Below are 26,080 nucleotides of genomic sequence, written 5' to 3' on the forward strand. Positions count from 1 at the left end.
GCAATGAAAGCTCTGCTCGATCTATTCAAGCAAGTCCAACAGGAAGAAGTTTTCGACGCGATCAAGATCGGTCTGGCCTCGCCGGACAAGATCCGTTCGTGGTCGTTCGGCGAAGTGAAGAAGCCGGAGACCATCAACTACCGTACGTTCAAGCCGGAACGCGATGGTCTCTTCTGCGCGAAGATCTTCGGGCCGATCAAGGACTACGAGTGCCTGTGCGGCAAGTACAAGCGTCTGAAGCACCGCGGCGTGATCTGCGAGAAGTGCGGCGTCGAAGTGACGCTGGCGAAGGTGCGTCGCGAACGGATGGGCCACATCGAGCTGGCCTCGCCGGTCGCTCACATCTGGTTCCTGAAGTCGCTGCCGTCGCGTCTGGGCATGGTGCTCGACATGACGCTGCGCGACATCGAACGCGTGCTGTACTTCGAAGCCTATGTGGTGATCGAACCGGGCATGACGCCGCTGAAGGCGCGGCAGATCATGACCGAAGAGGATTACTACAACAAGGTCGAGGAATACGGCGACGAATTCCGTGCCGAAATGGGCGCGGAAGGCGTGCGTGAACTGCTGCGCGCGATCAACATCGACGAGCAGGTCGAGACGCTGCGCACCGAGCTGAAGAACACCGGCTCGGAAGCGAAGATCAAGAAGTACGCGAAGCGCCTGAAGGTCCTCGAGGCATTCCAGCGCTCGGGCATCAAGCCCGAGTGGATGATCCTCGAAGTGCTGCCGGTGCTGCCGCCGGAACTGCGTCCGCTCGTGCCGCTGGACGGCGGCCGTTTCGCGACGTCGGACCTGAACGACCTGTATCGCCGCGTGATCAACCGTAACAACCGGTTGAAGCGTCTGCTCGAGCTGAAGGCACCTGAAATCATCGTCCGCAACGAAAAGCGGATGCTGCAGGAAGCCGTCGACTCGCTGCTCGACAACGGTCGTCGCGGCAAGGCGATGACGGGCGCGAACAAGCGTCCGCTGAAGTCGCTCGCCGACATGATCAAGGGTAAGGGCGGTCGTTTCCGTCAGAACCTGCTGGGCAAGCGCGTCGACTACTCGGGCCGTTCGGTCATCGTGGTCGGCCCGACGCTGAAGCTGCACCAGTGCGGCCTGCCGAAGCTGATGGCGCTCGAGCTGTTCAAGCCGTTCATCTTCAACAAGCTGGAAGTGATGGGCGTCGCGACGACCATCAAGGCTGCGAAGAAGGAAGTCGAGAACCAGACGCCGGTGGTGTGGGACATCCTCGAAGAGGTGATCCGCGAGCACCCGGTGATGCTGAACCGTGCGCCGACGCTGCACCGTCTCGGTATCCAGGCGTTCGAGCCGGTGCTGATCGAAGGCAAGGCAATTCAGCTGCACCCGCTCGTCTGCGCGGCGTTCAACGCCGACTTCGACGGTGACCAGATGGCCGTTCACGTGCCGCTGTCGCTCGAAGCGCAGATGGAAGCGCGTACGCTGATGCTGGCGTCGAACAACGTGCTGTTCCCGGCCAACGGCGATCCGTCGATCGTGCCGTCGCAGGATATCGTGCTGGGTCTGTACTACGCGACCCGCGAAGCGGTTAACGCCAAGGGCGAAGGCCTGTCGTTCACGGGCGTGTCGGAAGTGATCCGCGCGTACGAGAACAAGGAAGTCGAGCTGGCATCGCGCGTCAACGTGCGGATCACCGAAATGGTCCACAACGAAGACACGTCGGAAGGCGCACCGCCGTTCGTGCCGAAGATCTCGCTGTACGCGACGACCGTCGGCCGCGCGATCCTGTCGGAGATCCTGCCGCACGGCCTGCCGTTCTCGGTGCTGAACAAGCCGCTGAAGAAGAAGGAAATCTCGCGCCTGATCAACACGGCGTTCCGCAAGTGCGGTCTGCGCGCGACGGTGGTGTTTGCCGATCAACTGATGCAGTCGGGCTTCCGTCTTGCGACGCGTGCCGGTATTTCGATCTGCGTGGACGACATGCTCGTGCCGCCGCAGAAGGAAACGATCGTCGGCGACGCCGCGAAGAAGGTGAAGGAGTACGACCGCCAGTACATGTCGGGTCTCGTCACCGCGCAGGAACGCTACAACAACGTGGTCGACATCTGGTCGGCAACGTCGGAAGCGGTCGGCAAGGCGATGATGGAGCAGCTGTCGACGGAGCCGGTGACGGACCGCGACGGCAAGGAAACGCGCCAGGAATCGTTCAACTCGATCTACATGATGGCCGACTCGGGCGCCCGGGGTTCGGCGGTTCAGATTCGTCAGCTGGCCGGTATGCGAGGCCTGATGGCGAAGCCGGACGGCTCGATTATCGAGACGCCGATTACCGCGAACTTCCGCGAAGGTCTGAACGTGTTGCAGTACTTCATCTCGACCCACGGTGCACGTAAGGGTCTGGCTGATACGGCACTGAAGACCGCGAACTCGGGTTACCTGACGCGTCGTCTCGTCGACGTCACGCAGGATCTGGTCGTGGTGGAAGACGATTGCGGCACGTCGAACGGCGTGGCGATGAAGGCACTCGTCGAAGGCGGTGAAGTCGTCGAGGCGCTGCGTGACCGTATCCTCGGCCGCGTTGCGGTGGCGGACGTCGTGAACCCGGAAACGCAGGAAACGGTGTACGAGTCGGGCACCCTGCTCGACGAAACGGCGGTCGAGGAAATCGAACGCCTCGGCATCGACGAAGTGCGCGTGCGCACGCCGCTGACCTGCGAAACGCGTTACGGCCTGTGCGCAGCCTGCTACGGCCGTGACCTCGGCCGCGGCTCGCTCGTGAACGTCGGTGAAGCAGTCGGCGTGATCGCGGCACAGTCGATCGGTGAACCGGGCACGCAGCTGACGATGCGTACGTTCCACATCGGTGGTGCGGCATCGCGTGCGGCAGTGGCTTCGTCGGTCGAAGCGAAGAGCAACGGTATCGTGCGCTTCACGGCGACGATGCGCTACGTCACGAACGCGAAGGGCGAGCAGATCGTCATTTCCCGTTCGGGCGAAGCGATGATCACCGACGATTTCGGTCGCGAGCGCGAGCGTCACAAAGTGCCGTACGGCGCGACGCTGCTGCAGCTCGACGGTGCGACGATCAAGGCAGGCACGCAGCTCGCCACGTGGGATCCGCTGACGCGTCCGATCATCACCGAGTACGGTGGTACGGTGAAGTTCGAGAACGTCGAGGAAGGCGTGACCGTCGCGAAGCAGATCGACGACGTGACCGGCCTGTCGACGCTGGTCGTGATCGACGTGAAGCGTCGTGGCTCGCAAGCTTCGAAGAGCGTGCGTCCGCAGGTCAAGCTGCTCGACGCGAACGGCGACGAAGTGAAGATTCCGGGCACGGAGCACGCAGTGCAGATCGGCTTCCAGGTCGGCGCACTGATCACCGTGAAGGATGGCCAGCAGGTGCAGGTCGGTGAAGTGCTCGCACGTATCCCGACGGAAGCGCAGAAGACGCGTGACATTACCGGCGGTCTGCCGCGGGTGGCGGAACTGTTCGAAGCGCGTTCGCCGAAGGATGCCGGCATTCTCGCGGAAGTCACCGGTACGACGTCGTTCGGTAAGGACACGAAGGGCAAGCAGCGTCTCGTCATCACGGACCTCGAGGGCAATCAGCACGAGTTCCTGATCGCGAAGGAAAAGCAGGTTCTGGTTCACGATGCCCAGGTCGTCAACAAGGGCGAAATGATCGTGGACGGTCCGGCGGATCCGCACGACATCCTGCGTCTGCAGGGTATCGAGGCGCTGTCGCGCTACATCGTCGACGAAGTGCAGGACGTGTATCGTCTGCAGGGCGTGAAGATCAACGACAAGCACATCGAGGTGATCGTTCGCCAGATGCTGCGTCGTGTGCAGATCACCGACAACGGTGATACGCGCTTCATCCCGGGCGAACAGGTCGAGCGTTCCGACATGCTGGACGAGAACGATCGCATGATCGCCGAGGACAAGCGTCCGGCTTCGTACGACAACGTGCTGCTCGGTATCACGAAGGCATCGCTGTCGACCGACTCGTTCATCTCCGCGGCATCGTTCCAGGAAACGACCCGCGTGCTGACCGAAGCGGCGATCATGGGCAAGCGCGACGATCTGCGTGGCCTGAAGGAAAACGTGATCGTCGGCCGTCTGATTCCGGCCGGTACGGGTCTCGCGTTCCACAAGGCGCGCAAGGCGAAGGAATCGTCGGATCGCGAGCGTTTCGACCAGATCGCAGCGGAAGAGGCATTCGACTTCGGCACGCCGAGCGCGCCGGCAGAAGAGCCGCAGCAACACCCGGCAGCCGAGTAAGCGCGGGCGGCGCGAGCCGCCTTGCCTTACCTTGCTGTCACCGAGACCGCCCGGTTATGCCGGGCGGTTTTTTTTCGTCTGTCGTTCATGCGCATGACGGGCCTGCCGCGTGGCTGCCGCAGGCCCGTCATGCGCACGAACGAACCCTGGCCGATCGGCCAAACCGCACGATTCGCCACGCGTCGCGCGAGCGGGTTGTTAAAATTGCGGTCATCGTTTAGCCGTCCCTGCCCTCATTCATGTCCCGCGCCCTCGAAATCCTCGACGAAGTATTTGGTTACCCCGCATTTCGCGGCCAGCAGGGCGAGATCGTCGAGCACGTCGCCGGCGGCGGCGATTGCCTCGTGCTGATGCCAACCGGCGGCGGCAAGTCGCTGTGCTATCAGATTCCCGCATTGCTGCGCCGCGAGGCCGGGCAGGGCGCCGGCATCGTCGTGTCGCCGTTGATCGCGCTGATGCAGGACCAGGTCGCCGCGCTGAGCGAAGTGGGGGTGCGCGCCGCGTACCTGAATTCGACGCTGTCGGGCGCCGAGGCTGCGGCGACCGAGCGCGCGCTGCGCGAGGGCGAAATCGACCTGCTGTACGTCGCGCCGGAACGGCTGATGACGGGGCGCTTCCTCGATCTGCTCGAGCGCGCGAAAATCGGCCTGTTCGCGATCGACGAAGCGCACTGCGTGTCGCAATGGGGGCACGATTTCCGCCCGGAATATATCCAGCTGTCGGTGCTGCACGAGCGGTTTCCGTCGGTGCCGCGCATCGCGCTGACCGCCACGGCCGATGCGATCACGCGCGACGAGATCATCCACCGTCTCGCGCTCGACGATGCGCGCGTGTTCGTGTCGAGCTTCGACCGCCCGAACATCCGCTACCGGATCGTCGAAAAGGACAACGCGCGTTCACAACTGCTCGATTTCATTCGTGCCGAGCACACGAATGCCGACGGTACGACCGATGCAGGCGTTGTCTATTGCCTGTCGCGCCGCAAGGTCGAGGAAACGGCCGAATGGCTGAAGGCGCAGGGCGTGCGTGCGCTGCCGTATCACGCGGGGATGGAGTTCGAGGTGCGGCAGAAGCATCAGGAAATGTTCCAGCGCGAGGAAGGTATCGTGATGTGCGCGACGATCGCGTTCGGCATGGGCATCGACAAGCCGGACGTGCGCTTCGTCGCGCACCTGGATCTGCCGAAGAGCGTAGAAGGCTATTACCAGGAAACGGGCCGCGCCGGCCGCGACGGGATGCCCGCGAATGCGTGGATGGCGTACGGCCTCGGCGACGTCGTCCAGCAGCGCAAGATGATCGACGAGTCCGATGCGGACGACGCGCACAAGCGCGTCCAGACGTCGAAGCTCGACGCGCTGCTCGGGCTGTGCGAGACGATCTCGTGCCGCCGCGTGCGGCTGCTGAACTACTTCGGCGAGGAGAGCAAGCCGTGCGGCAACTGCGACACGTGCCTCGAGCCGCCCGCTTCGTGGGACGCCACGCGTGAAGCGCAGATGGCGCTGTCGTGCGTGTTCCGCGCGCAGCGCGCGAGCGGCTTCAATTTCGGCTCGAGCCACCTGATCGAGATCCTGCGCGGCGGGCGCACCGAAAAGGTGTTGCAGCGCGGCCACGACCAGCTCACGACGTTCGGGATCGGCGCATCGCTGTCGGAGCCCGAATGGCGGGCGATTTTCCGGCAGCTCGTCGCGTACGGCTACCTGGCCGTCGATCATGGCGGCTTCGGCGCGCTCGTGCTGACCGAGGCCGCGAAGCCCGTGCTGAAGAACGAGGAGAAGGTCACGCTGCGCCGCTACGTGAAGCCGCAGCGCACGCGCCAGTCGTCGAGCCGCAGCGGTACGCGCGTCGATCCGACGGCCGGCATGGGCGCGCGTGAGCGTGCACGGTGGGATGCGCTGCGCGCGTGGCGTGCGGAAACCGCGAAAACGGACGGCGTGCCGGCCTACGTGATCTTCCACGACGCAACGCTCGCCGAGATCGCGCGCAACGCGCCGGAGACGATCGACGACCTGCGCCATATCCCCGGCATGGGCGTGCGCAAGCTCGAACGCTTCGGCGACGAGATCATCGACGTCGTCGAGTCGGCCTGACACAGCTGTTCCGACCCCTCCGGTAAACCACGCGTCCGGCGGGTGAATCACGCAAGCCGTTGACTTAGTTGGCATTTCCGGAATATCATGCTGGGTTCCGGTATTCGGTGGGCCGAGTCGCGTTCCAAGGTTCGCACCCGTTTCGCCGGTTCGGAAGTCAACTGTGCGCCGATTCTCGCTTTGCCCGAAATCGATGCGCAGATTTTGTTCAATTTCAGGAATAAACAATGCCAACCATCAACCAACTGGTTCGCAAAGGCCGTCAGTCGGAAACGACGAAGAGCAAGAGCCCGGCCCTGCAGGACTGCCCCCAGCGTCGCGGCGTGTGCACCCGTGTGTACACGACGACGCCGAAGAAGCCGAACTCGGCACTCCGTAAGGTCGCCAAGGTTCGTCTGACGAACGGCTTCGAAGTGATTTCGTACATCGGCGGTGAAGGCCACAACCTGCAGGAACACTCGGTTGTGCTGATCCGCGGCGGCCGTGTGAAGGACTTGCCGGGTGTGCGTTACCACATGGTTCGCGGCTCGCTGGATACCCAGGGCGTCAAGGACCGTAAGCAAGCGCGCTCGAAGTACGGCGCGAAGCGTGCAAAGGCTGCCAAGTAAGCAGTTTTTGATCAGGGATCGCCACAGGGCGGTCAAGGCGGGAGTGCCGGATTGCCGGTGCTGTCGAGTAAGTGGTCACCCGGCCAAGCTGGTTAGTCGTGAAGATGTGATCGGGTTTGTTGGTGGCCGCGGAGCTGGAACCAGCTCCAACTGAACAAGTAAAGGAAGAATCATGCCGCGTCGTCGCGAAGTCCCCAAGCGGGAAGTGTTGCCGGATCCGAAGTTCGGTAACGTTGATGTAGCCAAGTTCATGAACATGCTGATGCTGTCCGGCAAGAAGTCGGTCGCAGAGCGCATCGTTTATGGCGCATTCGAACAAATCCAGACCAAGGGTGGCAAGGACCCGCTGGAAGTGTTCACGGTTGCGCTCAACAACGTCAAGCCGGTGGTCGAAGTGAAGAGCCGTCGCGTTGGTGGTGCCAACTATCAAGTTCCGGTCGAAGTGCGCCCGTCGCGTCGTATGGCATTGGCGATGCGCTGGCTGCGTGAGGCTGCGAAGAAGCGTAGCGAGAAGTCGATGGCCCTGCGTCTGGCAGGTGAACTCTCCGAAGCGGCCGAAGGCCGTGGCGGCGCGATGAAGAAGCGCGACGAAGTTCACCGCATGGCAGAAGCCAACCGCGCGTTCTCGCATTTCCGTTTCTAAGCGCCTGGCTGGGCTTTTAGCGGAAATAAATTCCGGGCGGGTGCGCTTTTCAGGCGCCTCGCCCGTTTGTGTTGAAGCATGATGCAGCAGGGCTGCATCGTGTCATCCCAGTAGAGGATCAAAGTGGCTCGCAAGACTCCTATCGAGCGCTACCGCAATATCGGTATTAGCGCTCACATCGACGCCGGCAAAACGACGACGACCGAGCGCATTCTGTTTTACACCGGTGTGAACCACAAGATCGGTGAAGTCCACGACGGCGCAGCCACGATGGACTGGATGGAGCAGGAACAGGAGCGTGGCATCACGATCACGTCCGCTGCTACCACCGCCTTCTGGAAGGGCATGGGCGGCAACTATCCGGAACACCGCATCAACATCATCGACACCCCGGGCCACGTCGACTTCACGATTGAAGTCGAGCGCTCGATGCGCGTGCTCGACGGCGCGTGCATGGTGTACTGCGCAGTGGGCGGCGTGCAGCCGCAGTCGGAAACGGTGTGGCGCCAGGCTAACAAGTACAAGGTGCCGCGTCTCGCGTTCGTCAACAAGATGGACCGTACCGGCGCGAACTTCTTCAAGGTCTACGACCAGCTCCGTCTGCGCCTGAAGGCGAACCCGGTTCCGGTCGTGGTGCCGATCGGCGCGGAAGAGAACTTCAAGGGCGTCGTCGACCTGATCAAGATGAAGGCGATCATTTGGGACGAAGCGTCGCAAGGCACGAAGTTCGACTACGTCGACATCCCGGCCGAGCTCGCAGAGACCTGCAAGGAATGGCGCGAAAAGATGGTCGAAGTGGCTGCAGAAGCCAACGAAGACCTGATGAACAAGTACCTGGAAGAAGGCGATCTGCCGGAAGCCGACATCGTCAAGGCGCTGCGTGACCGTACGATCGCGTGCGAAATCCAGCCGATGCTGTGCGGTACCGCGTTCAAGAACAAGGGCGTGCAGCGTATGCTCGACGCCGTGATCGACTTCCTGCCGTCGCCGGTCGACATCCCGCCGGTCAAGGGCGAACTCGAAAACGGCGAGTCGGCAGAGCGCCGCGCGTCGGACGACGAGAAGTTCTCGGCACTCGCGTTCAAGATCATGACCGACCCGTTCGTCGGCCAGCTGATCTTCTTCCGCGTGTACTCGGGCGTGGTGAATTCGGGCGACACGCTGCTGAACTCGACGAAGGACAAGAAGGAACGTCTGGGTCGTATTCTGCAGATGCACGCGAACCAGCGCGAAGAAATCAAGGAAGTTCGCGCAGGCGACATCGCTGCTGCGGTCGGCCTGAAGGAAGCGACCACGGGCGACACGCTGTGCGATCCGGCGAACCCGATCATTCTCGAGCGCATGGTGTTCCCGGAGCCGGTGATTTCGCAGGCTGTCGAGCCGAAGACCAAGGCTGACCAGGAAAAGATGGGTCTGGCACTGAACCGCCTGGCTCAGGAAGATCCGTCGTTCCGCGTGCAGACCGACGAAGAGTCAGGCCAGACCATCATTTCGGGCATGGGCGAGCTCCACCTCGAAATTCTGGTCGACCGGATGAAGCGTGAATTCGGCGTGGAAGCAACCGTCGGCAAGCCGCAGGTTGCCTACCGCGAAACGATCCGTTCGACGGCGAAGGACGTCGACGGCAAGTTCGTCAAGCAGTCGGGTGGTCGCGGCCAGTACGGTCACGCAGTCATCACGCTCGAGCCGAACGAACAAGGCAAGGGCTACGAGTTCTTCGACGAGATCAAGGGTGGTGTGATTCCGCGTGAATACATCCCGGCGGTCGACAAGGGTATCCAGGACACGCTGAAGTCGGGCGTGCTGGCCGGCTTCCCGGTCGTCGACGTGAAGGTTCACCTGACGTTCGGTTCGTACCACGACGTTGACTCGAACGAAAACGCGTTCCGCATGGCCGGTTCGATGGCGTTCAAGGAAGCGATGCGCAAGGCGAACCCGGTCGTCCTCGAGCCGATGATGGCTGTCGAAGTCGAGACGCCGGAAGACTACATGGGCAACGTGATGGGCGACCTGTCGGGCCGTCGCGGTATCGTCCAGGGCATGGAAGACATGGTTGGCGGCGGCAAGATCGTGCGCGCCGAAGTACCGCTGTCGGAAATGTTCGGTTACTCGACGTCGCTGCGTTCGCTGACGCAAGGTCGTGCAACGTACACGATGGAGTTCAAGCACTACGCTGAAGCTCCGCGCAACGTTGCTGACGCGATCATCAGCGCGAAGTCGAAGTAATTCGTTATCTCAATCGATAATTTTTGAAAGAAGAGAATCATGGCAAAAGGTAAATTCGAGCGGACCAAGCCGCACGTGAACGTTGGTACGATTGGTCACGTTGACCACGGCAAGACGACGCTGACGGCAGCGATCACGACGGTTCTGACGAAGAAGTTCGGCGGCGAAGCGAAGGCATACGACCAGATCGACGCGGCACCGGAAGAAAAGGCGCGCGGCATCACGATCAACACGGCACACGTCGAGTACGAAACGGCTAACCGCCACTACGCACACGTCGACTGCCCGGGCCACGCTGACTATGTGAAGAACATGATCACGGGCGCAGCGCAGATGGACGGCGCGATCCTGGTTTGCTCGGCAGCAGACGGCCCGATGCCGCAGACGCGTGAGCACATCCTGCTGGCACGTCAGGTTGGCGTTCCGTACATCATCGTGTTCCTGAACAAGTGCGACATGGTGGACGACGCTGAACTGCTCGAGCTGGTCGAGATGGAAGTTCGCGAACTCCTGTCGAAGTACGACTTCCCGGGCGACGACACGCCGATCGTGAAGGGTTCGGCCAAGCTGGCGCTGGAAGGCGACACGGGCGAGCTGGGCGAAGTGGCGATCATGAGCCTGGCCGACGCGCTGGACACGTACATCCCGACGCCGGAGCGTGCAGTTGACGGCGCGTTCCTGATGCCGGTGGAAGACGTGTTCTCGATCTCGGGCCGTGGTACGGTTGTGACGGGTCGCGTTGAGCGCGGCATCGTGAAGGTCGGCGAAGAAATCGAAATCGTCGGTATCAAGCCGACGGTGAAGACGACCTGCACGGGCGTTGAAATGTTCCGCAAGCTGCTGGACCAAGGTCAAGCAGGCGACAACGTTGGTATCCTGCTGCGCGGCACGAAGCGTGAAGACGTGGAGCGTGGCCAGGTTCTGGCGAAGCCGGGTTCGATCACGCCGCACACGCACTTCACGGCTGAAGTGTACGTGCTGAGCAAGGACGAAGGCGGTCGTCACACGCCGTTCTTCAACAACTACCGTCCGCAGTTCTACTTCCGTACGACGGACGTGACGGGCTCGATCGAGCTGCCGAAGGACAAGGAAATGGTGATGCCGGGCGACAACGTGTCGATCACGGTGAAGCTGATTGCTCCGATCGCGATGGAAGAAGGTCTGCGCTTCGCAATCCGCGAAGGCGGCCGTACGGTCGGCGCCGGCGTCGTCGCCAAGATCATCGAGTAATATCGACGATCCGCGGATCCCGACGGGGTCCGCGATTCCGCGGTATGCAGTCCGTACCGCCGAAACCGGGTGTCCAGCTTGCGCTGGCACCCGGTTTTGTTTTTCCGTCACGCGAAAGCGCGGGGCGAGAAACTCGCACCATCGCTCCAGAATTTCGTGTAGAATCGCGGGCTTAGCAGTGGAAGTACCGTCCGGAACCTGATGTCTCGCTCCCCGCAGGCGTCGAGTTTCACGTTCTTTTAGTGTCCGGCGATGCAACATCGCCTCGCTCTTTCCAAGGAATCGTCATGCAGCAACAGAAAATCCGCATTCGCCTGAAGGCATTCGACTATCGTCTGATCGATCAATCGGCTGCCGAGATCGTCGATACCGCGAAGCGGACTGGCGCAATCGTCCGTGGCCCGGTGCCGCTGCCGACGCGCATTCAGCGTTTTGACATCCTGCGTTCGCCGCACGTCAACAAGACGTCGCGCGATCAGCTCGAAATCCGTACCCACCAGCGCCTGATGGACATCGTCGATCCGACCGACAAGACGGTTGACGCGCTGATGAAGCTCGACCTGCCGGCTGGCGTCGACGTGGAAATCAAGCTGCAGTAAGGCTTCCAGCGCCGATCGGCATGCCGGGCGGCGCTAAGTCTTTGTATTGCTTGCGGAAATCGAGAGGTCGGGCTATACTGCTTGGCTTTTCGCGTATTCGCGTAAAAAAGTTGGGCCTTGCGTGCCCGGCATTTTGTAAATCAGCCCCGACCAATCGCAGTCGGGAATGGAGAAAATGATGAGCCTTGGACTCGTAGGTCGCAAGGTTGGCATGACCCGTATCTTCACGGCGGAAGGGGATTCGATTCCCGTCACCGTGCTGGACGTGTCGGACAACCGCGTGACGCAGATCAAGACTGTTGAAACCGACGGCTACACGGCCGTGCAGGTTGCATTCGGCTCCCGTCGTGCCTCGCGCGTGACGAAGCCGCTGGCAGGTCATCTCGCCAAAGCCGGTGTCGAAGCCGGTGAAATCCTCAAGGAATTCCGCATTGACGCGGCCAAGGCAGCTGAGCTGTCGAATGGCGCCGTGGTCGGTGCTGATCTTTTCGAAGTGGGCCAGAAGGTCGACGTGCAAGGCGTGTCGATCGGTAAGGGCTACGCCGGTACGATCAAGCGTTACAACTTCTCCTCCGGCCGTGCCACGCACGGTAACTCGCGCTCGCACAACGTGCCGGGCTCGATCGGTATGGCGCAGGATCCGGGTCGTGTTTTCCCGGGTAAACGCATGACGGGTCACATGGGTGACGTGACGGTGACGGTGCAGAACCTCGAAATCGCCCGTATCGACGCAGAGCGCAAGCTGCTGCTCGTGAAGGGTGCGATTCCGGGCGCGAAGGGCGGCAAGGTCTTCGTGACGCCGGCCGTCAAGACCAAGGGGGCGAAATAATGGAACTCAAGCTCCTGAACGAAAATGGTCAGGAAGGTGCAGTGGTCAACGCATCGGACGTCGTGTTCGGTCGTGACTACAACGAAGCGCTGATCCACCAGGTCGTCGTCGCTTACCAGGCGAATGCTCGCCAGGGTAACCGCGCACAGAAGGACCGTGAGCAAGTCAAGCACACGACGAAGAAGCCGTGGCGCCAGAAGGGTACGGGCCGCGCTCGTGCCGGTATGTCGTCGAGCCCGTTGTGGCGTGGCGGTGGTCGTATCTTCCCGAATTCGCCGGAAGAGAACTTCTCGCACAAGGTCAACAAGAAGATGCATCGCGCAGGTCTCTGCTCGATCTTCTCGCAGCTGGCCCGTGAAGGCCGTCTGTCGGTCGTCGAGGACATCATCCTCGAAGCGCCGAAGACCAAGCTGCTGGCCGAAAAATTCAAGACCATGGGTCTCGACTCCGTGCTGATCATTACGGATACGGTCGACGAGAACCTGTACCTGGCTTCGCGCAACCTGCCGCACGTGGCGATTGTCGAGCCGCGCTACGCTGACCCGCTGTCGCTGATCTACTTCAAGAAAGTGCTGGTCACGAAGGCTGCGGTCGCCCAGATCGAGGAGTTGCTGTCATGAGCGAGATTCGCAAGAACGATCATCGTTTGATGCAGGTCCTGCTCGCGCCGGTGATCTCGGAAAAGGCGACGCTGGTTGCCGACAAGAACGAGCAAGTCGTGTTCGAAGTCGCACCGGATGCCACGAAGCAGGAAGTGAAGGCGGCTGTCGAGCTGCTGTTCAAGGTTGAAGTTGATTCCGTCAACGTGCTGGTTCAGAAGGGCAAGCAGAAGCGCTTTGGCCGTTCGATGGGCCGCCGCAAGGACGTGAAGAAGGCGTACGTTTGCCTGAAGCCCGGCCAGGAAATCAACTTTGAAGCGGAGGCCAAGTAATCATGGCAATCGTTAAAGTTAAGCCGACATCGCCGGGTCGCCGCGCGATGGTCAAGGTGGTCAACAAGAACCTGCACCAGGGCAAGCCGTTCGCGGCACTGCTCGACTCGCAGAGCTCGACCGCCGGCCGTAACAACAACGGTCGTATCACCACGCGTCACAAGGGTGGTGGTCACAAGCAGCACTACCGTATCGTCGATTTCCGTCGCACGAAGGATGGCATTCCGGCAAAGGTCGAGCGTCTCGAGTACGACCCGAACCGTAGCGCGAACATCGCGCTGGTGCTCTACGCAGACGGTGAACGTCGCTACATCATCGCCCCGAAGGGCCTGACCGTCGGCCAACAGCTGATGTCGGGTTCGGAAGCGCCGATCCGTGCAGGCAACACGCTGCCGATCCGCAACATTCCGGTCGGTACGACGATCCACTGCATCGAGATGCTGCCGGGCAAGGGCGCGCAAATGGCGCGTTCGGCTGGTACGTCGGCCATGCTGCTCGCCCGTGAAGGCGTCTACGCGCAGGTTCGTCTGCGTTCGGGCGAAATCCGCCGCGTGCACATCGAGTGCCGTGCAACGATCGGTGAAGTCGGCAACGAAGAGCATAGCCTGCGCCAGATCGGCAAGGCTGGCGCGAACCGCTGGCGCGGTATCCGCCCGACGGTGCGTGGCGTTGCGATGAACCCGGTTGATCACCCGCACGGTGGTGGTGAGGGCAAGACGGCTGCAGGTCGCGATCCGGTTAGCCCGTGGGGTACGCCGGCTAAGGGTTATCGCACCCGTAGCAACAAGCGCACGACGACGATGATCGTCCAGCGCCGTCACAAGCGTTAAGGAGTAGGCAATGGCACGTTCTGTTAAAAAAGGTCCGTTCTGCGACGCCCATTTGCTGAAGAAAGTTGAGGCGGCTGCAGCTTCGCGCGACAAAAAGCCGATCAAGACCTGGTCGCGTCGCTCGACGATTCTGCCGGATTTCATCGGCCTGACGATCGCTGTTCACAACGGCCGTCAACACGTTCCGGTGTACATCTCGGAAAACATGGTCGGCCACAAGCTTGGCGAGTTCGCACTGACCCGTACGTTCAAGGGTCACGCAGCCGACAAGAAGGCCAAGAAATAAGGGGCAATCAAGATGGAAGTGAAAGCAATTCATCGCGGTGCCCGCATCTCGGCGCAGAAAACGCGCCTTGTGGCTGACCAGATCCGCGGTTTGCCGGTCGACAAGGCGCTGAACGTTCTGACGTTCTCGCCGAAGAAGGCGGCTGGCATCGTGAAGAAGGTTGTGCTGTCGGCAATCGCGAATGCGGAGCACAACGAAGGCGCTGATATCGACGAGCTCAAGATCAAGAGCATCTACGTCGACAAGGCTGCATCGCTCAAGCGTTTCACCGCGCGCGCCAAGGGCCGCGGTAACCGCATCGAGAAGCAATCCTGTCACATCACTGTGACGGTCGGGAATTAAGGAGCCATACGATGGGACAGAAAATTCATCCGACTGGCTTCCGCCTGGCTGTCAGCCGCAATTGGGCTTCGCGTTGGTACGCGAACAACAACAATTTCGCGGCGATGCTGCAGGAAGACATCGGTGTTCGTGAATACCTGAAGAAGAAGCTGAAGAACGCTTCGGTCGGTCGGGTCGTCATCGAGCGTCCGGCGAAGAACGCGCGCATCACGATTTACAGCTCGCGTCCGGGTGTGGTCATCGGCAAGAAGGGCGAGGATATCGAGCAGCTGAAGACGGAACTGCAACGCCGCATGGGCGTTCCGGTTCACGTCAACATCGAAGAAATCCGCAAGCCAGAAACCGATGCTCAGCTGATCGCTGACTCGATCACGCAACAGCTCGAGCGCCGGATCATGTTCCGTCGCGCGATGAAGCGTGCGATGCAGAACGCGATGCGTCTGGGTGCCCAAGGCATCAAGATCATGAGCGCGGGCCGTCTGAACGGTATCGAAATCGCTCGTACGGAGTGGTATCGCGAAGGTCGCGTGCCCCTTCACACGCTGCGTGCTGATATCGACTACGCAACCTCGGAAGCGAAGACGACCTACGGGATCATCGGCGTCAAGGTGTGGGTTTACAAGGGCGACACGCTCGGCCGCAACGACGCACCGGTGGTGGAAGAAGTAGCCGAAGACAAGCGTCCGCGTCGCAATGCGCGTCCGGGCGACCGTCGTCCGCGCCGTGACGGCGAAGGCGGCGCTCCGGGTGCTCGTCGTGGCGCACCGCGCCGCGGCGCCGGCAAGCCCGAAGACGGCAAGACTGGAGAATAACGATGCTGCAACCGAAACGCAGAAAGTATCGTAAAGAGCAGAAGGGTCGTAACACCGGCAAGGCGACGCGCGGCAACGCAGTGTCGTTCGGTGAATTCGGCCTGAAGGCTATCGGTCGCGGTCGTCTGACCGCACGCCAGATTGAAGCGGCGCGTCGTGCAATGACGCGTCACATCAAGCGTGGCGGCCGCATCTGGATCCGGATCTTCCCGGACAAGCCGATTTCGCAGAAGCCGGCCGAAGTGCGTATGGGTAACGGTAAGGGTAACCCGGAGTACTACGTCGCCGAGATTCAGCCGGGCAAGATGCTCTATGAAATGGACGGCGTAACCGAAGAACTGGCACGCGAAGCGTTCCGTCTGGCTGCAGCCAAGCTGCCGCTGAAGACGGCGTTCATCGTGCGCCAGCTCGGCGCCTAAGGAGAAAATATGAAGGCTTCCGAACTTCTCCAGAAAGACCAGGCCGCGCTCAACAAGGAGCTGGCGGACCTGCTGAAGGCGCAATTCGGCCTGCGCATGCAACTCGCGACCCAGCAGCTCACGAACACGAGCCAGCTGAAGAAGGTTCGTCGCGACATCGCACGTGTGCGGACCGTCATGACTCAGAAGGCGAACCAGAAATGAACGATAGCGTGAAAACCTCGCTGAAGCGGACGCTGGTCGGTCGGGTCGTCAGCAACAAGATGGACAAGACCGTCACCGTGCTGATCGAGCACCGCGTCAAGCATCCGATCTACGGCAAGTATGTCGTGCGCTCGAAGAAGTACCACGCGCACGATGAAGCGAACACCTACAACGAGGGTGACCTCGTTGAAATCCAGGAAACTCGTCCTCTGTCGAAGACGAAGGCCTGGACGGTGTCGCGCCTCGTCGAAGCCGCTCGCGTCATCTAAGCGGGCAGCGCAGCAGGCAGTAACAGGCACTTCGCCACGAAGTGCTTGAAATCGCAAAGTTTTTGCTTGCGTGACCAGGGTTATTTGTTATAATCCTGGTCTTCCCTCTTTATGGGAGCCCCGTCGCGGGCGAAGTTGGTGGGGGAAGCGGACTGGCGCCTGCCTGTCCGAAAGATTCACCGAATTGCGATGGCGGGTTTCGTTTGCCGTCGCTGCTGTTCCAACCCAAGCAGCCGATTGGCTGACGGGACCAAGACTGACCGAATGCATCATGGTGGTGCATCCGGATTAAGTTGGGAAAGACAAACCATGATCCAGACCGAATCTCGGCTCGAAGTAGCCGACAACACGGGTGCACGTGAAGTCCTGTGCATCAAGGTGCTCGGCGGCTCGAAGCGTCGTTATGCCGGCATTGGCGACATCATCAAGGTGAGCGTCAAAGAGGCAACGCCGCGCGGGCGCGTGAAGAAAGGCGAAATTTACAACGCCGTGGTGGTCCGCACCGCCAAGGGCGTGCGCCGTCAAGACGGCTCGCTGATCAAGTTCGACGGCAACGCCGCTGTGCTTTTGAATAACAAGCTCGAGCCGATCGGCACCCGTATCTTCGGGCCGGTCACGCGTGAGCTGCGTAGCGAACGATTCATGAAGATCGTTTCGCTGGCGCCGGAAGTGCTGTAAGGAGTCGCGATGAACAAGATTCGCAAAGGTGACGAAGTCATCGTCGTCACTGGCAAGGACAAGGGCAAGCGCGGCGTCGTGCTGGCTGTCGGTGCAGAGCATGTGACGGTTGAAGGTATCAACCTCGTCAAGAAGCATGTGAAGCCGAACCCGATGAAGGGTACGACGGGCGGCGTGGAAGCGAAGACGATGCCCCTGCATATTTCGAACGTCGCACTGGTCGACGCGAATGGCAAGGCGTCGCGTGTTGGCATCAAGGTCGAGGAAGGCAAGAAGGTTCGCTTCCTGAAGACGACCGGTGCTGTACTGAGCGCCTGACGCAGCGGAGTAAAAAATGGCTCGTTTTCAAGAGTTTTACAAAGAAAAGGTTGTGCCCGGCCTGATCGAGAAGTTCGGTTACAAGTCGGTCATGGAAGTGCCGCGCATCACCAAGATCACGCTGAACATGGGTCTTGGCGAAGCGATCGCTGACAAGAAGATCATCGAGAACGCCGTTGGCGACCTCACGAAGATCGCTGGTCAGAAGCCGGTCGTGACCAAGGCACGCAAGGCAATCGCAGGCTTCAAGATCCGCCAGGGCTACCCGATCGGCGCGATGGTGACGCTGCGTGGCCAAGCGATGTACGAATTCCTCGACCGTTTCGTGACGGTTGCCCTGCCCCGCGTGCGTGACTTCCGCGGCGTGTCGGGTCGTGCTTTCGATGGCCGTGGCAACTACAACATCGGTGTGAAAGAGCAGATCATTTTCCCCGAAATCGACTACGACAAGATCGACGCACTGCGTGGGCTGAACATCAGCATCACGACGACTGCGAAGACCGACGACGAAGCAAAGGCTCTGCTCGCCAGCTTCAAGTTCCCGTTCAGAAACTGAGGTTACCGTGGCTAAACTGGCACTGATCGAACGTGAAAAGAAGCGCGCCCGCCTGGTCGCGAAGTTCGCAGCAAAGCGCGATGCGCTGAAGGCGATCGTCGAAGACCAAAGCAAGTCGGAAGAAGAGCGCTACGAAGCACGCCTTGAGCTGCAGCAACTGCCCCGCAACGCAAACCCGACCCGCCAGCGTAACCGCTGCGCGATCACGGGCCGTCCGCGTGGCACGTTCCGTAAATTCGGCCTCGCGCGTAACAAGATTCGTGAAATCGCATTCCGTGGCGAGATTCCTGGCCTGACCAAGGCGAGCTGGTAATAGGAGAAACGTAAATGAGCATGAGTGATCCTATCGCCGATATGCTGACTCGCATCCGCAACGGGCAGATGGTCGAGAAGGTATCGGTGTCGATGCCCTCGTCGAAAGTCAAGGTTGCAATCGCGCAAGTCCTGAAAGACGAAGGCTATATCGACGATTTCGCCGTGAAGGCGGAAGGTGCGAAGTCCGAACTGAATATCGCGCTGAAGTACTACGCTGGCCGTCCGGTCATCGAACGCATCGAACGCGTGTCGAAGCCTGGCCTGCGCGTGTACCGCGGCCGTAACGACATCCCGCAGGTCATGAATGGCCTCGGTGTCGCAATCGTGTCGACGCCGAAGGGCGTGATGACCGACCGCAAGGCGCGCGCTACCGGCGTCGGCGGCGAAGTCATCTGCTACGTCGCTTAAAGCCGAGGAGAGAGAAACATGTCTCGAGTAGGTAAGAGCCCGATCGCGCTGCAAGGCGCGGAAGTCAAGCTGGCCGACGGTGCGATCACCGTCAAGGGCCCGCTGGGCACCATCACGCAAGCGATCAATCCGCTCGTGAACGTGGCGAACAACGACGGCACGCTGAACCTGTCGCCGGTGGACGAAAGCCGCGAAGCAAATGCACTGTCGGGCACGATGCGCGCGATTATCGCGAATGCCGTGCACGGCGTGACCAAGGGTTTCGAGCGCAAGCTGACGCTGGTTGGCGTCGGTTATCGTGCGCAAGCGCAAGGCGACAAGCTGAACCTGTCGCTGGGTTTCTCGCACCCGGTGGTGCACCAGATGCCGGAAGGCGTCAAGGCAGAAACCCCGACGCAAACCGAAATCGTGATCAAGGGGATCAACAAGCAACAAGTCGGTCAAGTAGCTGCGGAAGTCCGCGGTTACCGTCCGCCGGAGCCCTACAAGGGCAAGGGCGTGCGCTATTCCGACGAGGTTGTGATCCTCAAAGAAACGAAGAAGAAGTAAGGGTGCGCAATCATGGATAAGACTCAATCTCGCCTGCGCCGCGCTCGCCAGACGCGTATCAAGATCGCTGAGCTGCAGGTCGCGCGTCTCGCCGTGCATCGCACGAACACGCACATCTACGCTCAAGTGTTCTCGCCGTGCGGCACCAAGGTGCTCGCCAGCGCGTCGACGCTCGAAGCAGAAGTGCGCGCAGAACTGGCCGACAAGTCGGGCAAGGGCGGCAACGTCAATGCCGCGACGCTGATCGGCAAGCGTATTGCCGAAAAGGCAAAGGCTGCCGGCATCGAATCCGTCGCCTTCGACCGCTCGGGCTTCCGCTACCACGGCCGCGTCAAGGCGCTGGCTGAGGCAGCTCGCGAAGCTGGGCTCAAGTTCTAAGGAAGGAATTCGTCATGGCAAAGATGCAAGCGAAAGTTCAGGCTGACGAGCGCGACGACGGCCTTCGCGAAAAGATGATTTCGGTCAATCGCGTGACCAAGGTCGTGAAGGGTGGCCGTATTCTCGGCTTCGCCGCACTGACCGTGGTTGGCGACGGTGATGGCCGCATCGGTATGGGCAAGGGCAAGGCGAAGGAAGTGCCGGTCGCTGTCCAGAAGGCAATGGAACAAGCTCGCCGCAACATGTTCAAGGTGCCGCTCAAGAACGGCACGCTGCAACACGAAGTGCACGGCAAGCATGGCGCATCCGCTGTCCTCCTCGCTCCGGCGAAGGCAGGTACGGGCGTGATCGCCGGCGGCCCGATGCGCGCAGTGTTCGACGTGATGGGCGTTCAGAACGTCGTGGCAAAGAGCCACGGTTCGACGAACCCGTACAACCTCGTTCGCGCCACGCTGGACGGTCTGCGCAAGCAGTCCACCCCGGCAGACATCGCGGCGAAGCGCGGCAAGTCCGTCGAAGAAATTTTGGGCTAAGCCCGGGTGGTCACCATGTCTGAAAAAACTGTCAAGGTTCAGCTCGTTAAGAGCCTGATCGGGACCCGCGAATCGCACCGCGCGACCGTGCGTGGCCTGGGCCTGCGCCGACTCAACTCGGTCAGCGAGCTTCAGGACACGCCGGCGGTCCGCGGCATGATCAACAAGGTCTCGTACCTCGTTAAGGTCATCGCGTAAGCGGCCCTACGGATCAAGGAGTTGATATGGAATTGAATAACCTGAAGCCGGCAGCTGGCGCCAAGCACGCCAAGCGTCGCGTCGGCCGTGGCATCGGTTCGGGCCTCGGCAAGACGGCTGGCCGTGGTCACAAGGGTCAGAAATCGCGTTCGGGCGGCTTCCACAAAGTCGGTTTCGAAGGCGGTCAGATGCCGCTGCAACGTCGTCTGCCGAAGCGCGGCTTCACGTCGCTGACGAAGGAATTCGTCGGTGAAGTGCGCCTGAGCGACCTCGAGAAGCTGCCGGTCGATGAGATCGATCTGCTCGCACTGAAGCAAGCCGGCCTGGTCGGCGAGCTGACGAAGAGCGCAAAGATCATCGCGACGGGCGAACTGAAGCGCAAGATCGTCGTGAAGGGTCTCGGTGCCACCAAGGGTGCGCGCGCTGCGATCGAAGCGGCTGGCGGTTCGTTCGCCGAGTGACACGCGTAGCGCGTCGTCACTTGCATTCATCGGAGAAGGTACTTGGCTAACAGCCCGAGTCTTGCAAAACCCGGTCGAAGCACGGCGAAATTCGGCGATCTGCGCCGGCGAGCAATGTTCTTGCTCCTGGCGCTGATCGTCTATCGCATCGGCGCGCACATTCCCGTGCCGGGCATCGATCCGGATCAACTGGCGAAGCTGTTCCAGAGCCAGGCGGGCGGCATCCTGGGCATGTTCAACATGTTCTCGGGTGGCGCGCTTTCCCGCTTCACGATCTTTGCGCTGGGGATCATGCCGTACATCTCGGCGTCGATCATCATGCAGTTGCTGGCGATTGTCTCGCCGCAGCTCGAGGCGCTGAAGAAGGAAGGGCAGGCAGGGCAACGGAAGATCACGCAGTACACGCGGTATTTCACCGTGGTGCTCGCGACCTTCCAGGCGTTCGGTATCGCGGCTGCGCTGGAAAACCAGCCGGGCCTCGTTACTGACCCCGGCATGCTGTTCCGTCTGACGACGGTCGTGACGCTGGTTACCGGTACGATGTTCCTGATGTGGCTCGGCGAGCAGATTACCGAGCGTGGTCTGGGCAACGGTATCTCGATCATCATCTTCGGCGGGATCGCAGCAGGGTTCCCGAATGCCGTCGGTGGGTTGTTCGAGCTGGTGCGTACGGGTTCGATGAGCATCATTTCGGCGATCATCATCGTCGTCCTGATTGCCGCGGTGACTTACCTGGTCGTGTTCATCGAACGCGGTCAGCGCAAGATCCTCGTGAACTACGCGAAGCGCCAGGTCGGCAACAAGATCTACGGTGGGCAGTCGTCGCATCTGCCGCTGAAGCTGAACATGTCGGGTGTGATTCCGCCGATCTTTGCATCGTCGATCATTCTGTTCCCGGCAACGATTCTCGGCTGGTTCAGTACCGGTCAGCCGACGGGAAGCTGGATTTCCAATACGTTGCATAACGTTGCGGAAGCGCTGAAGCCGGGCCAGCCGGTCTATGTGCTGCTGTACACGCTGGCGATCGTGTTTTTCTGCTTCTTCTACACCGCACTGGTGTTCAACAGCAGGGAAACCGCAGACAACCTGAAGAAGAGCGGCGCGTTTGTTCCGGGTATCCGCCCGGGCGATCAGACCGCACGATATATCGACCGCATCCTCACGCGTCTGACGCTGGCCGGTGCGATCTACATCGTCTTCGTGTGTCTGCTGCCGGAGTTTCTGGTGCTGCGCTGGAACGTGCCGTTTTATTTTGGTGGAACGTCGCTGCTGATCATTGTCGTCGTCACGATGGACTTTATGGCGCAGGTGCAGTCGTACGTTATGTCGCAACAGTATGAGTCACTGCTCAAGAAGGCGAACTTCAAGGGCGGCAACATCCCGATGCGTTGAAAGGACTATGGCCAAAGACGATGTAATCCAGATGCAGGGTGAGGTGATTGAAAACCTCCCGAATGCGACCTTCCGCGTGAAGCTGGAAAACGGCCATGTCGTGTTGGGGCATATTTCCGGGAAGATGCGGATGCACTACATCCGCATCCTGCCTGGCGACAAGGTGACGGTTGAATTGACGCCTTACGATCTGTCTCGTGCGCGGATCGTGTTCCGGGCGAAGTGATTTGAAAAAAGGGTATTATCATGAAAGTGATGGCATCGGTTAAGCGCATTTGCCGCAATTGCAAGATCATCAAGCGCAAAGGCGTCGTTCGCGTGATCTGCAGCTCGGATCCGCGCCACAAGCAGCGCCAAGGCTGACCGCGCGTTTGTTTGCGCTTTTTGTTTGAGGAAAAACAATGGCTCGTATCGCAGGGGTTAACATCCCGAATCACCAGCACACCGAGATCGGCCTGACGGCAATCTTTGGTGTCGGCCGCACCCGTTCGCGCAGCATCTGCGTGGCAGCTGGCGTCGATTTTTCGAAGAAGGTCAAGGACTTGACCGACGCAGACTTGGAAAAGCTGCGTGAAGAAGTGGGCAAGTTTGTCGTCGAAGGCGATCTGCGCCGTGAAGTGACGATGAACATCAAGCGCCTGATGGACCTCGGTTGCTACCGTGGTGTTCGTCATCGCAAGGGCCTGCCGATGCGCGGTCAGCGTACGCGTACGAACGCACGTACTCGCAAGGGTCCGCGTCGTGCAGCGCAAGCGCTGAAGAAGTAAGCGGAACTGACAGTTACAGGAAAACGTAATGGCTAAGGCTTCGAACACCGCGGCGCAACGCGTTCGCAAGAAGGTTAAGAAGAACGTCGCTGAAGGCGTGGTTCACGTTCACGCGTCGTTCAACAACACGATCATCACGATCACCGATCGCCAAGGCAACGCACTGGCATGGGCGACGTCGGGCGGTCAGGGCTTCAAGGGCTCGCGCAAATCGACGCCGTTCGCTGCCCAGGTCGCAGCCGAGTCGGCTGGCCGCGTCGCGATGGAATACGGCGTGAAGAATCTGGAAGTGCGGATCAAGGGCCCGGGCCCGGGTCGTGAGTCGGCAGTGCGCGCACTGCACGGCCTCGGCATCAAGATCACCGCGATTTCGGATGTCACCCCGATTCCGCACAACGGCTGCCGTCCGCCGAAGCGTCGTCGTATCTAAAGGTGTGCTGGCACGTTCGTGCTAGCACATTGCCTGTCGCCGCTCAGCGTCGACGGGCGTTGCTTTTTTGATTGACTAAGCCCACCGTTCGCCCCAAAGGGCGCGAACTAGCGCGGATTCAGATCTGCGTGACTGATTGATAGAGGAATGCAAAGTGGCACGTTATATCGGCCCGAAGGCCAAGCTGTCCCGCCGTGAAGGCACCGACCTGTTCCTGAAGAGCGCACGCCGCTCGCTCGCCGACAAGTGCAAGCTCGACAGCAAGCCGGGTCAGCACGGCCGTACCTCGGGCGCACGTACGTCCGACTACGGTACGCAGCTGCGCGAAAAGCAGAAGGTCAAGCGTATCTACGGCGTGCTGGAGCGTCAGTTCCGCCGCTACTTCGCTGAAGCCGACCGCCGCAAGGGCAACACGGGTGAAAACCTGCTGCAACTGCTCGAGTCGCGTCTCGACAACGTCGTGTATCGCATGGGCTTCGGCTCGACCCGCGCTGAAGCGCGTCAGCTGGTGAGCCACAAGTCGATCACCGTGAACGGCGTCGTCGCGAACGTCCCGTCGCAGCAAGTGAAGGCAGGTGACATCGTCGCGATCCGCGAAAAGGCGAAGAAGCAGGCGCGTATCGTCGAAGCGCTGTCGCTGGCCGAGCAAGGCGGCATGCCGAGCTGGGTTGCAGTCGATGCGAAGAAGTTCGAAGGCACGTTCAAGCAAATGCCGGAACGCGCTGAAATCGCAGGCGACATCAACGAAAGCCTGATCGTCGAATTGTATTCGCGTTAATCCGATTGACGGCCGAGGTACCCCGATTGCGTTGCGCAAGGAGGGGCCTCGGCTGTTTATTTTCTGGTTGTTACCGGTCAGCCTTATCGGTGTAACGAGCCGAGGGTATTGAAAAGGAAAGCCCATGCAAACCAGTTTGCTGAAACCCAAGATCATCGCCGTGGAATCGCTGGGCGAGAACCACGCGAGGGTGGTCATGGAACCGTTCGAACGCGGTTACGGCCACACCTTGGGCAATGCGCTTCGCCGCGTGCTGCTGTCGTCGATGGTTGGCTACGCGCCGACCGAAGTGACGATCGCGGGCGTGGTGCACGAGTACTCGACGCTGGATGGCGTGCAGGAAGACGTCGTCAACCTGCTGCTGAACCTGAAGGGCGTGGTGTTCAAGCTGCATAACCGTGACGAAGTGACGGTTACGCTGCGCAAGGAAGGTGAAGGCGTTGTCACGGCCGGCGATATCGAGCTGGCTCACGACTGCGAAGTCATCAACCCGAATCACGTGATTGCGCACCTGTCGAAGGGCGGCAAGCTCGACGTTCAGATCAAGATCGAAAAGGGTCGCGGCTATGTGCCCGGCAACGTCCGTCGCTATGGCGAAGACACGGCCAAGATCATCGGCCGCATCGTCCTCGACGCATCGTTCTCGCCGGTTCGCCGCGTGAGCTACGCTGTCGAAAGCGCACGTGTCGAGCAGCGTACCGACCTCGACAAGCTCGTGATGAACATCGAGACGAGCGGTGTGATCACGCCGGAAGAAGCGATCCGTCAATCGGCCCGCATCCTGGTCGACCAGCTGTCCGTGTTCGCGGCGCTGGAAGGCACGGAAACGGCAGCCGAAGCGCCGTCGCGTGCACCGCAGATCGACCCGATCCTGCTGCGTCCGGTGGACGATCTCGAGCTGACGGTTCGTTCGGCGAACTGCCTGAAGGCCGAGAACATCTACTACATCGGCGACCTGATCCAGCGCACGGAAAACGAGCTGCTGAAGACGCCGAACCTCGGTCGCAAGTCGCTCAACGAGATCAAGGAAGTGCTCGCTTCGCGCGGTCTCACGCTGGGCATGAAGCTCGAAAACTGGCCGCCGGCTGGTCTCGACAAGTAAGCCTGGTTGTTACTGTAGTTGGCAAAGATGCGGATTTTCCTTTAAAATCCGCATCTTGCTTTTTTCGTTACCGGCCCGTGCACCCATCGAGGTGCGATAGAAGAGCTGGATCAAAACTTTGAATCAAGGAAACTGAAATGCGCCATCGTCATGGTCTGCGGAAACTGAACCGCACGAGCAGCCACCGTCTGGCTATGCTCCGTAACATGTCCAACTCGCTGATCGAGCACGAAGTCATCAAGACGACGCTGCCGAAGGCGAAGGAACTCCGTAAAGTCGTCGAGCCGCTGATCACGCTCGGCAAGAAGCCGTCGCTGGCAAACCGTCGCCTGGCGTTCAACCGCCTGCGCGATCGTGACTCGGTGGCGAAGCTGTTCGACGTGCTCGGTCCGCGTTTCGCGAACCGTCCGGGCGGCTACCTGCGCGTGCTGAAGTTCGGCTTCCGCGTGGGCGACAACGCACCGATGGCACTGGTCGAGCTGCTCGATCGTCCGGAAGTCGACGAAACGGAAAACGTGCAAGAAGCTGAGTAAGCTTCCGGGACGCAGCAGTATCTGAAAGGGGCCGAGCAATTGCTTGGCCCTTTTTGTTTTTCCGGCGCAGGCTGCGTTCGATTGTCGCAGGGCGGTGCCGGCAGCGTTGCGCGGGCTGCGC

Annotated in this window: 35 protein-coding genes; all 35 read left to right on the plus strand. The window is 60.7% G+C overall.

Annotated elements, in window-relative coordinates:
- Positions 1–3: 3 nt before the first annotated feature.
- The 35 genes from rpoC to rplQ all read left to right on the plus strand — a co-directional run bounded on the left by rpoC (position 4) and on the right by rplQ (position 25,959).
- Positions 4–4,248 carry a DNA-directed RNA polymerase subunit beta' gene (rpoC, locus tag QZM35_RS32205; RefSeq protein WP_046544763.1) on the plus strand — a complete coding sequence of 1,415 codons (4,245 nt, stop codon included), beginning with the start codon at positions 4–6 and terminating at the stop codon, positions 4,246–4,248.
- 239 nt (positions 4,249–4,487) lie between these two features.
- Positions 4,488–6,335, plus strand: a complete 1,848-nt coding sequence (recQ, locus tag QZM35_RS32210; protein WP_301777479.1) for a DNA helicase RecQ — start codon at positions 4,488–4,490, stop codon at positions 6,333–6,335.
- 227 nt (positions 6,336–6,562) lie between these two features.
- Entirely contained in the window at positions 6,563–6,943 is a 381-nt protein-coding gene (gene rpsL, locus QZM35_RS32215; RefSeq protein WP_006400662.1) for a 30S ribosomal protein S12, read from the plus strand.
- A 172-nt stretch (positions 6,944–7,115) separates the two neighbouring features.
- Positions 7,116–7,586 (plus strand): 30S ribosomal protein S7, encoded by a 471-nt coding sequence (rpsG, locus tag QZM35_RS32220; RefSeq protein WP_006477195.1) that lies wholly within the window; start codon positions 7,116–7,118, stop codon positions 7,584–7,586.
- Positions 7,587–7,709: 123 nt separating this feature from the next.
- Positions 7,710–9,812, plus strand: a complete 2,103-nt coding sequence (fusA, locus tag QZM35_RS32225) for an elongation factor G (protein WP_089472003.1) — start codon at positions 7,710–7,712, stop codon at positions 9,810–9,812.
- Between the two features lie 39 nt (positions 9,813–9,851).
- Positions 9,852–11,042 carry an elongation factor Tu gene (gene tuf / locus QZM35_RS32230; protein WP_011350666.1) on the plus strand — a complete coding sequence of 397 codons (1,191 nt, stop codon included), beginning with the start codon at positions 9,852–9,854 and terminating at the stop codon, positions 11,040–11,042.
- Positions 11,043–11,329: 287 nt separating this feature from the next.
- A complete protein-coding gene (rpsJ, locus tag QZM35_RS32235; protein ID WP_004199280.1) occupies positions 11,330–11,641 on the plus strand; it encodes a 30S ribosomal protein S10 in 312 nt (103 codons plus the stop codon).
- A 178-nt stretch (positions 11,642–11,819) separates the two neighbouring features.
- On the plus strand, positions 11,820–12,470 hold the full coding sequence (gene rplC / locus QZM35_RS32240; RefSeq protein WP_006482922.1) for a 50S ribosomal protein L3: 651 nt from the start codon (positions 11,820–11,822) through the stop codon (positions 12,468–12,470).
- A complete protein-coding gene (rplD, locus tag QZM35_RS32245; protein WP_011350675.1) occupies positions 12,470–13,090 on the plus strand; it encodes a 50S ribosomal protein L4 in 621 nt (206 codons plus the stop codon). The genes rplC and rplD overlap by 1 nt, the downstream gene beginning before the upstream one ends.
- Complete coding sequence (gene rplW / locus QZM35_RS32250; RefSeq protein ID WP_004199275.1) at positions 13,087–13,401, plus strand: 50S ribosomal protein L23; 315 nt, start codon at positions 13,087–13,089, stop codon at positions 13,399–13,401. Before rplD ends, rplW begins: the two co-directional genes overlap by 4 nt.
- 2 nt (positions 13,402–13,403) lie before the next feature.
- Positions 13,404–14,231: a 50S ribosomal protein L2 gene (gene rplB / locus QZM35_RS32255; RefSeq protein ID WP_006482900.1), complete on the plus strand. Its 828-nt coding sequence runs from the start codon at positions 13,404–13,406 to the stop codon at positions 14,229–14,231.
- A gap of 10 nt (positions 14,232–14,241) precedes the next feature.
- Positions 14,242–14,517: a 30S ribosomal protein S19 gene (gene rpsS / locus QZM35_RS32260; protein WP_004199273.1), complete on the plus strand. Its 276-nt coding sequence runs from the start codon at positions 14,242–14,244 to the stop codon at positions 14,515–14,517.
- 12 nt (positions 14,518–14,529) lie between these two features.
- Entirely contained in the window at positions 14,530–14,859 is a 330-nt protein-coding gene (gene rplV / locus QZM35_RS32265) for a 50S ribosomal protein L22 (RefSeq protein ID WP_004199272.1), read from the plus strand.
- 11 nt (positions 14,860–14,870) lie between these two features.
- Positions 14,871–15,671 (plus strand): 30S ribosomal protein S3, encoded by an 801-nt coding sequence (rpsC, locus tag QZM35_RS32270; RefSeq protein WP_006482899.1) that lies wholly within the window; start codon positions 14,871–14,873, stop codon positions 15,669–15,671.
- A 2-nt stretch (positions 15,672–15,673) separates the two neighbouring features.
- A complete protein-coding gene (gene rplP / locus QZM35_RS32275) occupies positions 15,674–16,090 on the plus strand; it encodes a 50S ribosomal protein L16 (RefSeq protein WP_006482873.1) in 417 nt (138 codons plus the stop codon).
- A 9-nt stretch (positions 16,091–16,099) separates the two neighbouring features.
- Positions 16,100–16,294 carry a 50S ribosomal protein L29 gene (gene rpmC / locus QZM35_RS32280; protein WP_006400652.1) on the plus strand — a complete coding sequence of 65 codons (195 nt, stop codon included), beginning with the start codon at positions 16,100–16,102 and terminating at the stop codon, positions 16,292–16,294.
- Complete coding sequence (gene rpsQ, locus QZM35_RS32285) at positions 16,291–16,563, plus strand: 30S ribosomal protein S17 (protein WP_043191859.1); 273 nt, start codon at positions 16,291–16,293, stop codon at positions 16,561–16,563. Before rpmC ends, rpsQ begins: the two co-directional genes overlap by 4 nt.
- Before the next feature lie 309 nt (positions 16,564–16,872).
- Positions 16,873–17,241: a 50S ribosomal protein L14 gene (rplN, locus tag QZM35_RS32290; RefSeq protein WP_006482918.1), complete on the plus strand. Its 369-nt coding sequence runs from the start codon at positions 16,873–16,875 to the stop codon at positions 17,239–17,241.
- Between the two features lie 9 nt (positions 17,242–17,250).
- Positions 17,251–17,559 carry a 50S ribosomal protein L24 gene (gene rplX, locus QZM35_RS32295; RefSeq protein WP_006477187.1) on the plus strand — a complete coding sequence of 103 codons (309 nt, stop codon included), beginning with the start codon at positions 17,251–17,253 and terminating at the stop codon, positions 17,557–17,559.
- A gap of 16 nt (positions 17,560–17,575) precedes the next feature.
- Positions 17,576–18,115, plus strand: coding sequence for a 50S ribosomal protein L5 (rplE, locus tag QZM35_RS32300; RefSeq protein WP_006477186.1), 540 nt, complete (start codon positions 17,576–17,578; stop codon positions 18,113–18,115).
- 7 nt (positions 18,116–18,122) lie between these two features.
- Positions 18,123–18,428, plus strand: a complete 306-nt coding sequence (rpsN, locus tag QZM35_RS32305; protein ID WP_011350676.1) for a 30S ribosomal protein S14 — start codon at positions 18,123–18,125, stop codon at positions 18,426–18,428.
- Between the two features lie 14 nt (positions 18,429–18,442).
- On the plus strand, positions 18,443–18,838 hold the full coding sequence (rpsH, locus tag QZM35_RS32310) for a 30S ribosomal protein S8 (RefSeq protein ID WP_011350677.1): 396 nt from the start codon (positions 18,443–18,445) through the stop codon (positions 18,836–18,838).
- Between the two features lie 18 nt (positions 18,839–18,856).
- Entirely contained in the window at positions 18,857–19,387 is a 531-nt protein-coding gene (gene rplF, locus QZM35_RS32315) for a 50S ribosomal protein L6 (RefSeq protein ID WP_006758786.1), read from the plus strand.
- 12 nt (positions 19,388–19,399) lie between these two features.
- A complete protein-coding gene (rplR, locus tag QZM35_RS32320) occupies positions 19,400–19,765 on the plus strand; it encodes a 50S ribosomal protein L18 (RefSeq protein ID WP_006477183.1) in 366 nt (121 codons plus the stop codon).
- A gap of 14 nt (positions 19,766–19,779) precedes the next feature.
- The gene (gene rpsE / locus QZM35_RS32325) at positions 19,780–20,298 is read left to right on the plus strand and encodes a 30S ribosomal protein S5 (RefSeq protein WP_006482895.1); all 519 of its coding nucleotides are present in this window, start codon (positions 19,780–19,782) and stop codon (positions 20,296–20,298) included.
- Positions 20,299–20,313: 15 nt separating this feature from the next.
- Positions 20,314–20,496 carry a 50S ribosomal protein L30 gene (gene rpmD, locus QZM35_RS32330; RefSeq protein WP_006400644.1) on the plus strand — a complete coding sequence of 61 codons (183 nt, stop codon included), beginning with the start codon at positions 20,314–20,316 and terminating at the stop codon, positions 20,494–20,496.
- Between the two features lie 26 nt (positions 20,497–20,522).
- Positions 20,523–20,957, plus strand: coding sequence for a 50S ribosomal protein L15 (rplO, locus tag QZM35_RS32335; RefSeq protein ID WP_006477180.1), 435 nt, complete (start codon positions 20,523–20,525; stop codon positions 20,955–20,957).
- 42 nt (positions 20,958–20,999) lie between these two features.
- Complete coding sequence (gene secY, locus QZM35_RS32340; protein WP_006482915.1) at positions 21,000–22,349, plus strand: preprotein translocase subunit SecY; 1,350 nt, start codon at positions 21,000–21,002, stop codon at positions 22,347–22,349.
- A gap of 7 nt (positions 22,350–22,356) precedes the next feature.
- On the plus strand, positions 22,357–22,575 hold the full coding sequence (gene infA / locus QZM35_RS32345; protein ID WP_004521905.1) for a translation initiation factor IF-1: 219 nt from the start codon (positions 22,357–22,359) through the stop codon (positions 22,573–22,575).
- 20 nt (positions 22,576–22,595) lie between these two features.
- On the plus strand, positions 22,596–22,712 hold the full coding sequence (rpmJ, locus tag QZM35_RS32350; RefSeq protein ID WP_004199844.1) for a 50S ribosomal protein L36: 117 nt from the start codon (positions 22,596–22,598) through the stop codon (positions 22,710–22,712).
- Positions 22,713–22,750: 38 nt separating this feature from the next.
- Positions 22,751–23,116 carry a 30S ribosomal protein S13 gene (gene rpsM, locus QZM35_RS32355; protein ID WP_006477178.1) on the plus strand — a complete coding sequence of 122 codons (366 nt, stop codon included), beginning with the start codon at positions 22,751–22,753 and terminating at the stop codon, positions 23,114–23,116.
- A 28-nt stretch (positions 23,117–23,144) separates the two neighbouring features.
- The gene (gene rpsK / locus QZM35_RS32360) at positions 23,145–23,546 is read left to right on the plus strand and encodes a 30S ribosomal protein S11 (protein ID WP_004197937.1); all 402 of its coding nucleotides are present in this window, start codon (positions 23,145–23,147) and stop codon (positions 23,544–23,546) included.
- Between the two features lie 154 nt (positions 23,547–23,700).
- Positions 23,701–24,324, plus strand: coding sequence for a 30S ribosomal protein S4 (gene rpsD, locus QZM35_RS32365; RefSeq protein WP_021161733.1), 624 nt, complete (start codon positions 23,701–23,703; stop codon positions 24,322–24,324).
- 124 nt (positions 24,325–24,448) lie between these two features.
- Positions 24,449–25,426: a DNA-directed RNA polymerase subunit alpha gene (gene rpoA / locus QZM35_RS32370; protein ID WP_006477176.1), complete on the plus strand. Its 978-nt coding sequence runs from the start codon at positions 24,449–24,451 to the stop codon at positions 25,424–25,426.
- A gap of 137 nt (positions 25,427–25,563) precedes the next feature.
- The gene (rplQ, locus tag QZM35_RS32375; protein WP_006477175.1) at positions 25,564–25,959 is read left to right on the plus strand and encodes a 50S ribosomal protein L17; all 396 of its coding nucleotides are present in this window, start codon (positions 25,564–25,566) and stop codon (positions 25,957–25,959) included.
- The last annotated feature ends 121 nt before the right edge of the window (positions 25,960–26,080 follow it).

The organism is Burkholderia sp. AU45274, assembly GCF_030482505.1.
Taxonomy (GTDB): Bacteria; Pseudomonadota; Gammaproteobacteria; order Burkholderiales; family Burkholderiaceae; genus Burkholderia.

Bases quoted from the DNA above. Each gene is read 5' to 3' on its own strand.
- infA (WP_004521905.1), top strand. From the start codon at position 22,357: ATGGCCAAAGACGATGTAATCCAGATGCAGGGTGAGGTGATTGAAAAC.
- rpmJ (WP_004199844.1), top strand. From the start codon at position 22,596: ATGAAAGTGATGGCATCGGTTAAGCGCATTTGCCGCAATTGCAAGATC.
- rpoA (WP_006477176.1), top strand. From the start codon at position 24,449: ATGCAAACCAGTTTGCTGAAACCCAAGATCATCGCCGTGGAATCGCTG.
- rplF (WP_006758786.1), top strand. From the start codon at position 18,857: ATGTCTCGAGTAGGTAAGAGCCCGATCGCGCTGCAAGGCGCGGAAGTC.
- rpsL (WP_006400662.1), top strand. From the start codon at position 6,563: ATGCCAACCATCAACCAACTGGTTCGCAAAGGCCGTCAGTCGGAAACG.
- recQ (WP_301777479.1), top strand. From the start codon at position 4,488: ATGTCCCGCGCCCTCGAAATCCTCGACGAAGTATTTGGTTACCCCGCA.
- rplE (WP_006477186.1), top strand. From the start codon at position 17,576: ATGGCTCGTTTTCAAGAGTTTTACAAAGAAAAGGTTGTGCCCGGCCTG.
- rpsK (WP_004197937.1), top strand. From the start codon at position 23,145: ATGGCTAAGGCTTCGAACACCGCGGCGCAACGCGTTCGCAAGAAGGTT.
- rplQ (WP_006477175.1), top strand. From the start codon at position 25,564: ATGCGCCATCGTCATGGTCTGCGGAAACTGAACCGCACGAGCAGCCAC.
- rpsM (WP_006477178.1), top strand. From the start codon at position 22,751: ATGGCTCGTATCGCAGGGGTTAACATCCCGAATCACCAGCACACCGAG.
- rpsE (WP_006482895.1), top strand. From the start codon at position 19,780: ATGGCAAAGATGCAAGCGAAAGTTCAGGCTGACGAGCGCGACGACGGC.
- rplW (WP_004199275.1), top strand. From the start codon at position 13,087: ATGAGCGAGATTCGCAAGAACGATCATCGTTTGATGCAGGTCCTGCTC.
- rplR (WP_006477183.1), top strand. From the start codon at position 19,400: ATGGATAAGACTCAATCTCGCCTGCGCCGCGCTCGCCAGACGCGTATC.
- rpmC (WP_006400652.1), top strand. From the start codon at position 16,100: ATGAAGGCTTCCGAACTTCTCCAGAAAGACCAGGCCGCGCTCAACAAG.
- rplC (WP_006482922.1), top strand. From the start codon at position 11,820: ATGAGCCTTGGACTCGTAGGTCGCAAGGTTGGCATGACCCGTATCTTC.
- rplV (WP_004199272.1), top strand. From the start codon at position 14,530: ATGGAAGTGAAAGCAATTCATCGCGGTGCCCGCATCTCGGCGCAGAAA.
- rplD (WP_011350675.1), top strand. From the start codon at position 12,470: ATGGAACTCAAGCTCCTGAACGAAAATGGTCAGGAAGGTGCAGTGGTC.
- rplX (WP_006477187.1), top strand. From the start codon at position 17,251: ATGAACAAGATTCGCAAAGGTGACGAAGTCATCGTCGTCACTGGCAAG.
- rpsC (WP_006482899.1), top strand. From the start codon at position 14,871: ATGGGACAGAAAATTCATCCGACTGGCTTCCGCCTGGCTGTCAGCCGC.
- rpoC (WP_046544763.1), top strand. From the start codon at position 4: ATGAAAGCTCTGCTCGATCTATTCAAGCAAGTCCAACAGGAAGAAGTT.
- rpsH (WP_011350677.1), top strand. From the start codon at position 18,443: ATGAGCATGAGTGATCCTATCGCCGATATGCTGACTCGCATCCGCAAC.
- rpmD (WP_006400644.1), top strand. From the start codon at position 20,314: ATGTCTGAAAAAACTGTCAAGGTTCAGCTCGTTAAGAGCCTGATCGGG.
- rplB (WP_006482900.1), top strand. From the start codon at position 13,404: ATGGCAATCGTTAAAGTTAAGCCGACATCGCCGGGTCGCCGCGCGATG.
- rpsG (WP_006477195.1), top strand. From the start codon at position 7,116: ATGCCGCGTCGTCGCGAAGTCCCCAAGCGGGAAGTGTTGCCGGATCCG.
- rplP (WP_006482873.1), top strand. From the start codon at position 15,674: ATGCTGCAACCGAAACGCAGAAAGTATCGTAAAGAGCAGAAGGGTCGT.
- rpsJ (WP_004199280.1), top strand. From the start codon at position 11,330: ATGCAGCAACAGAAAATCCGCATTCGCCTGAAGGCATTCGACTATCGT.
- rplN (WP_006482918.1), top strand. From the start codon at position 16,873: ATGATCCAGACCGAATCTCGGCTCGAAGTAGCCGACAACACGGGTGCA.
- tuf (WP_011350666.1), top strand. From the start codon at position 9,852: ATGGCAAAAGGTAAATTCGAGCGGACCAAGCCGCACGTGAACGTTGGT.
- rpsS (WP_004199273.1), top strand. From the start codon at position 14,242: ATGGCACGTTCTGTTAAAAAAGGTCCGTTCTGCGACGCCCATTTGCTG.
- rpsQ (WP_043191859.1), top strand. From the start codon at position 16,291: ATGAACGATAGCGTGAAAACCTCGCTGAAGCGGACGCTGGTCGGTCGG.
- rplO (WP_006477180.1), top strand. From the start codon at position 20,523: ATGGAATTGAATAACCTGAAGCCGGCAGCTGGCGCCAAGCACGCCAAG.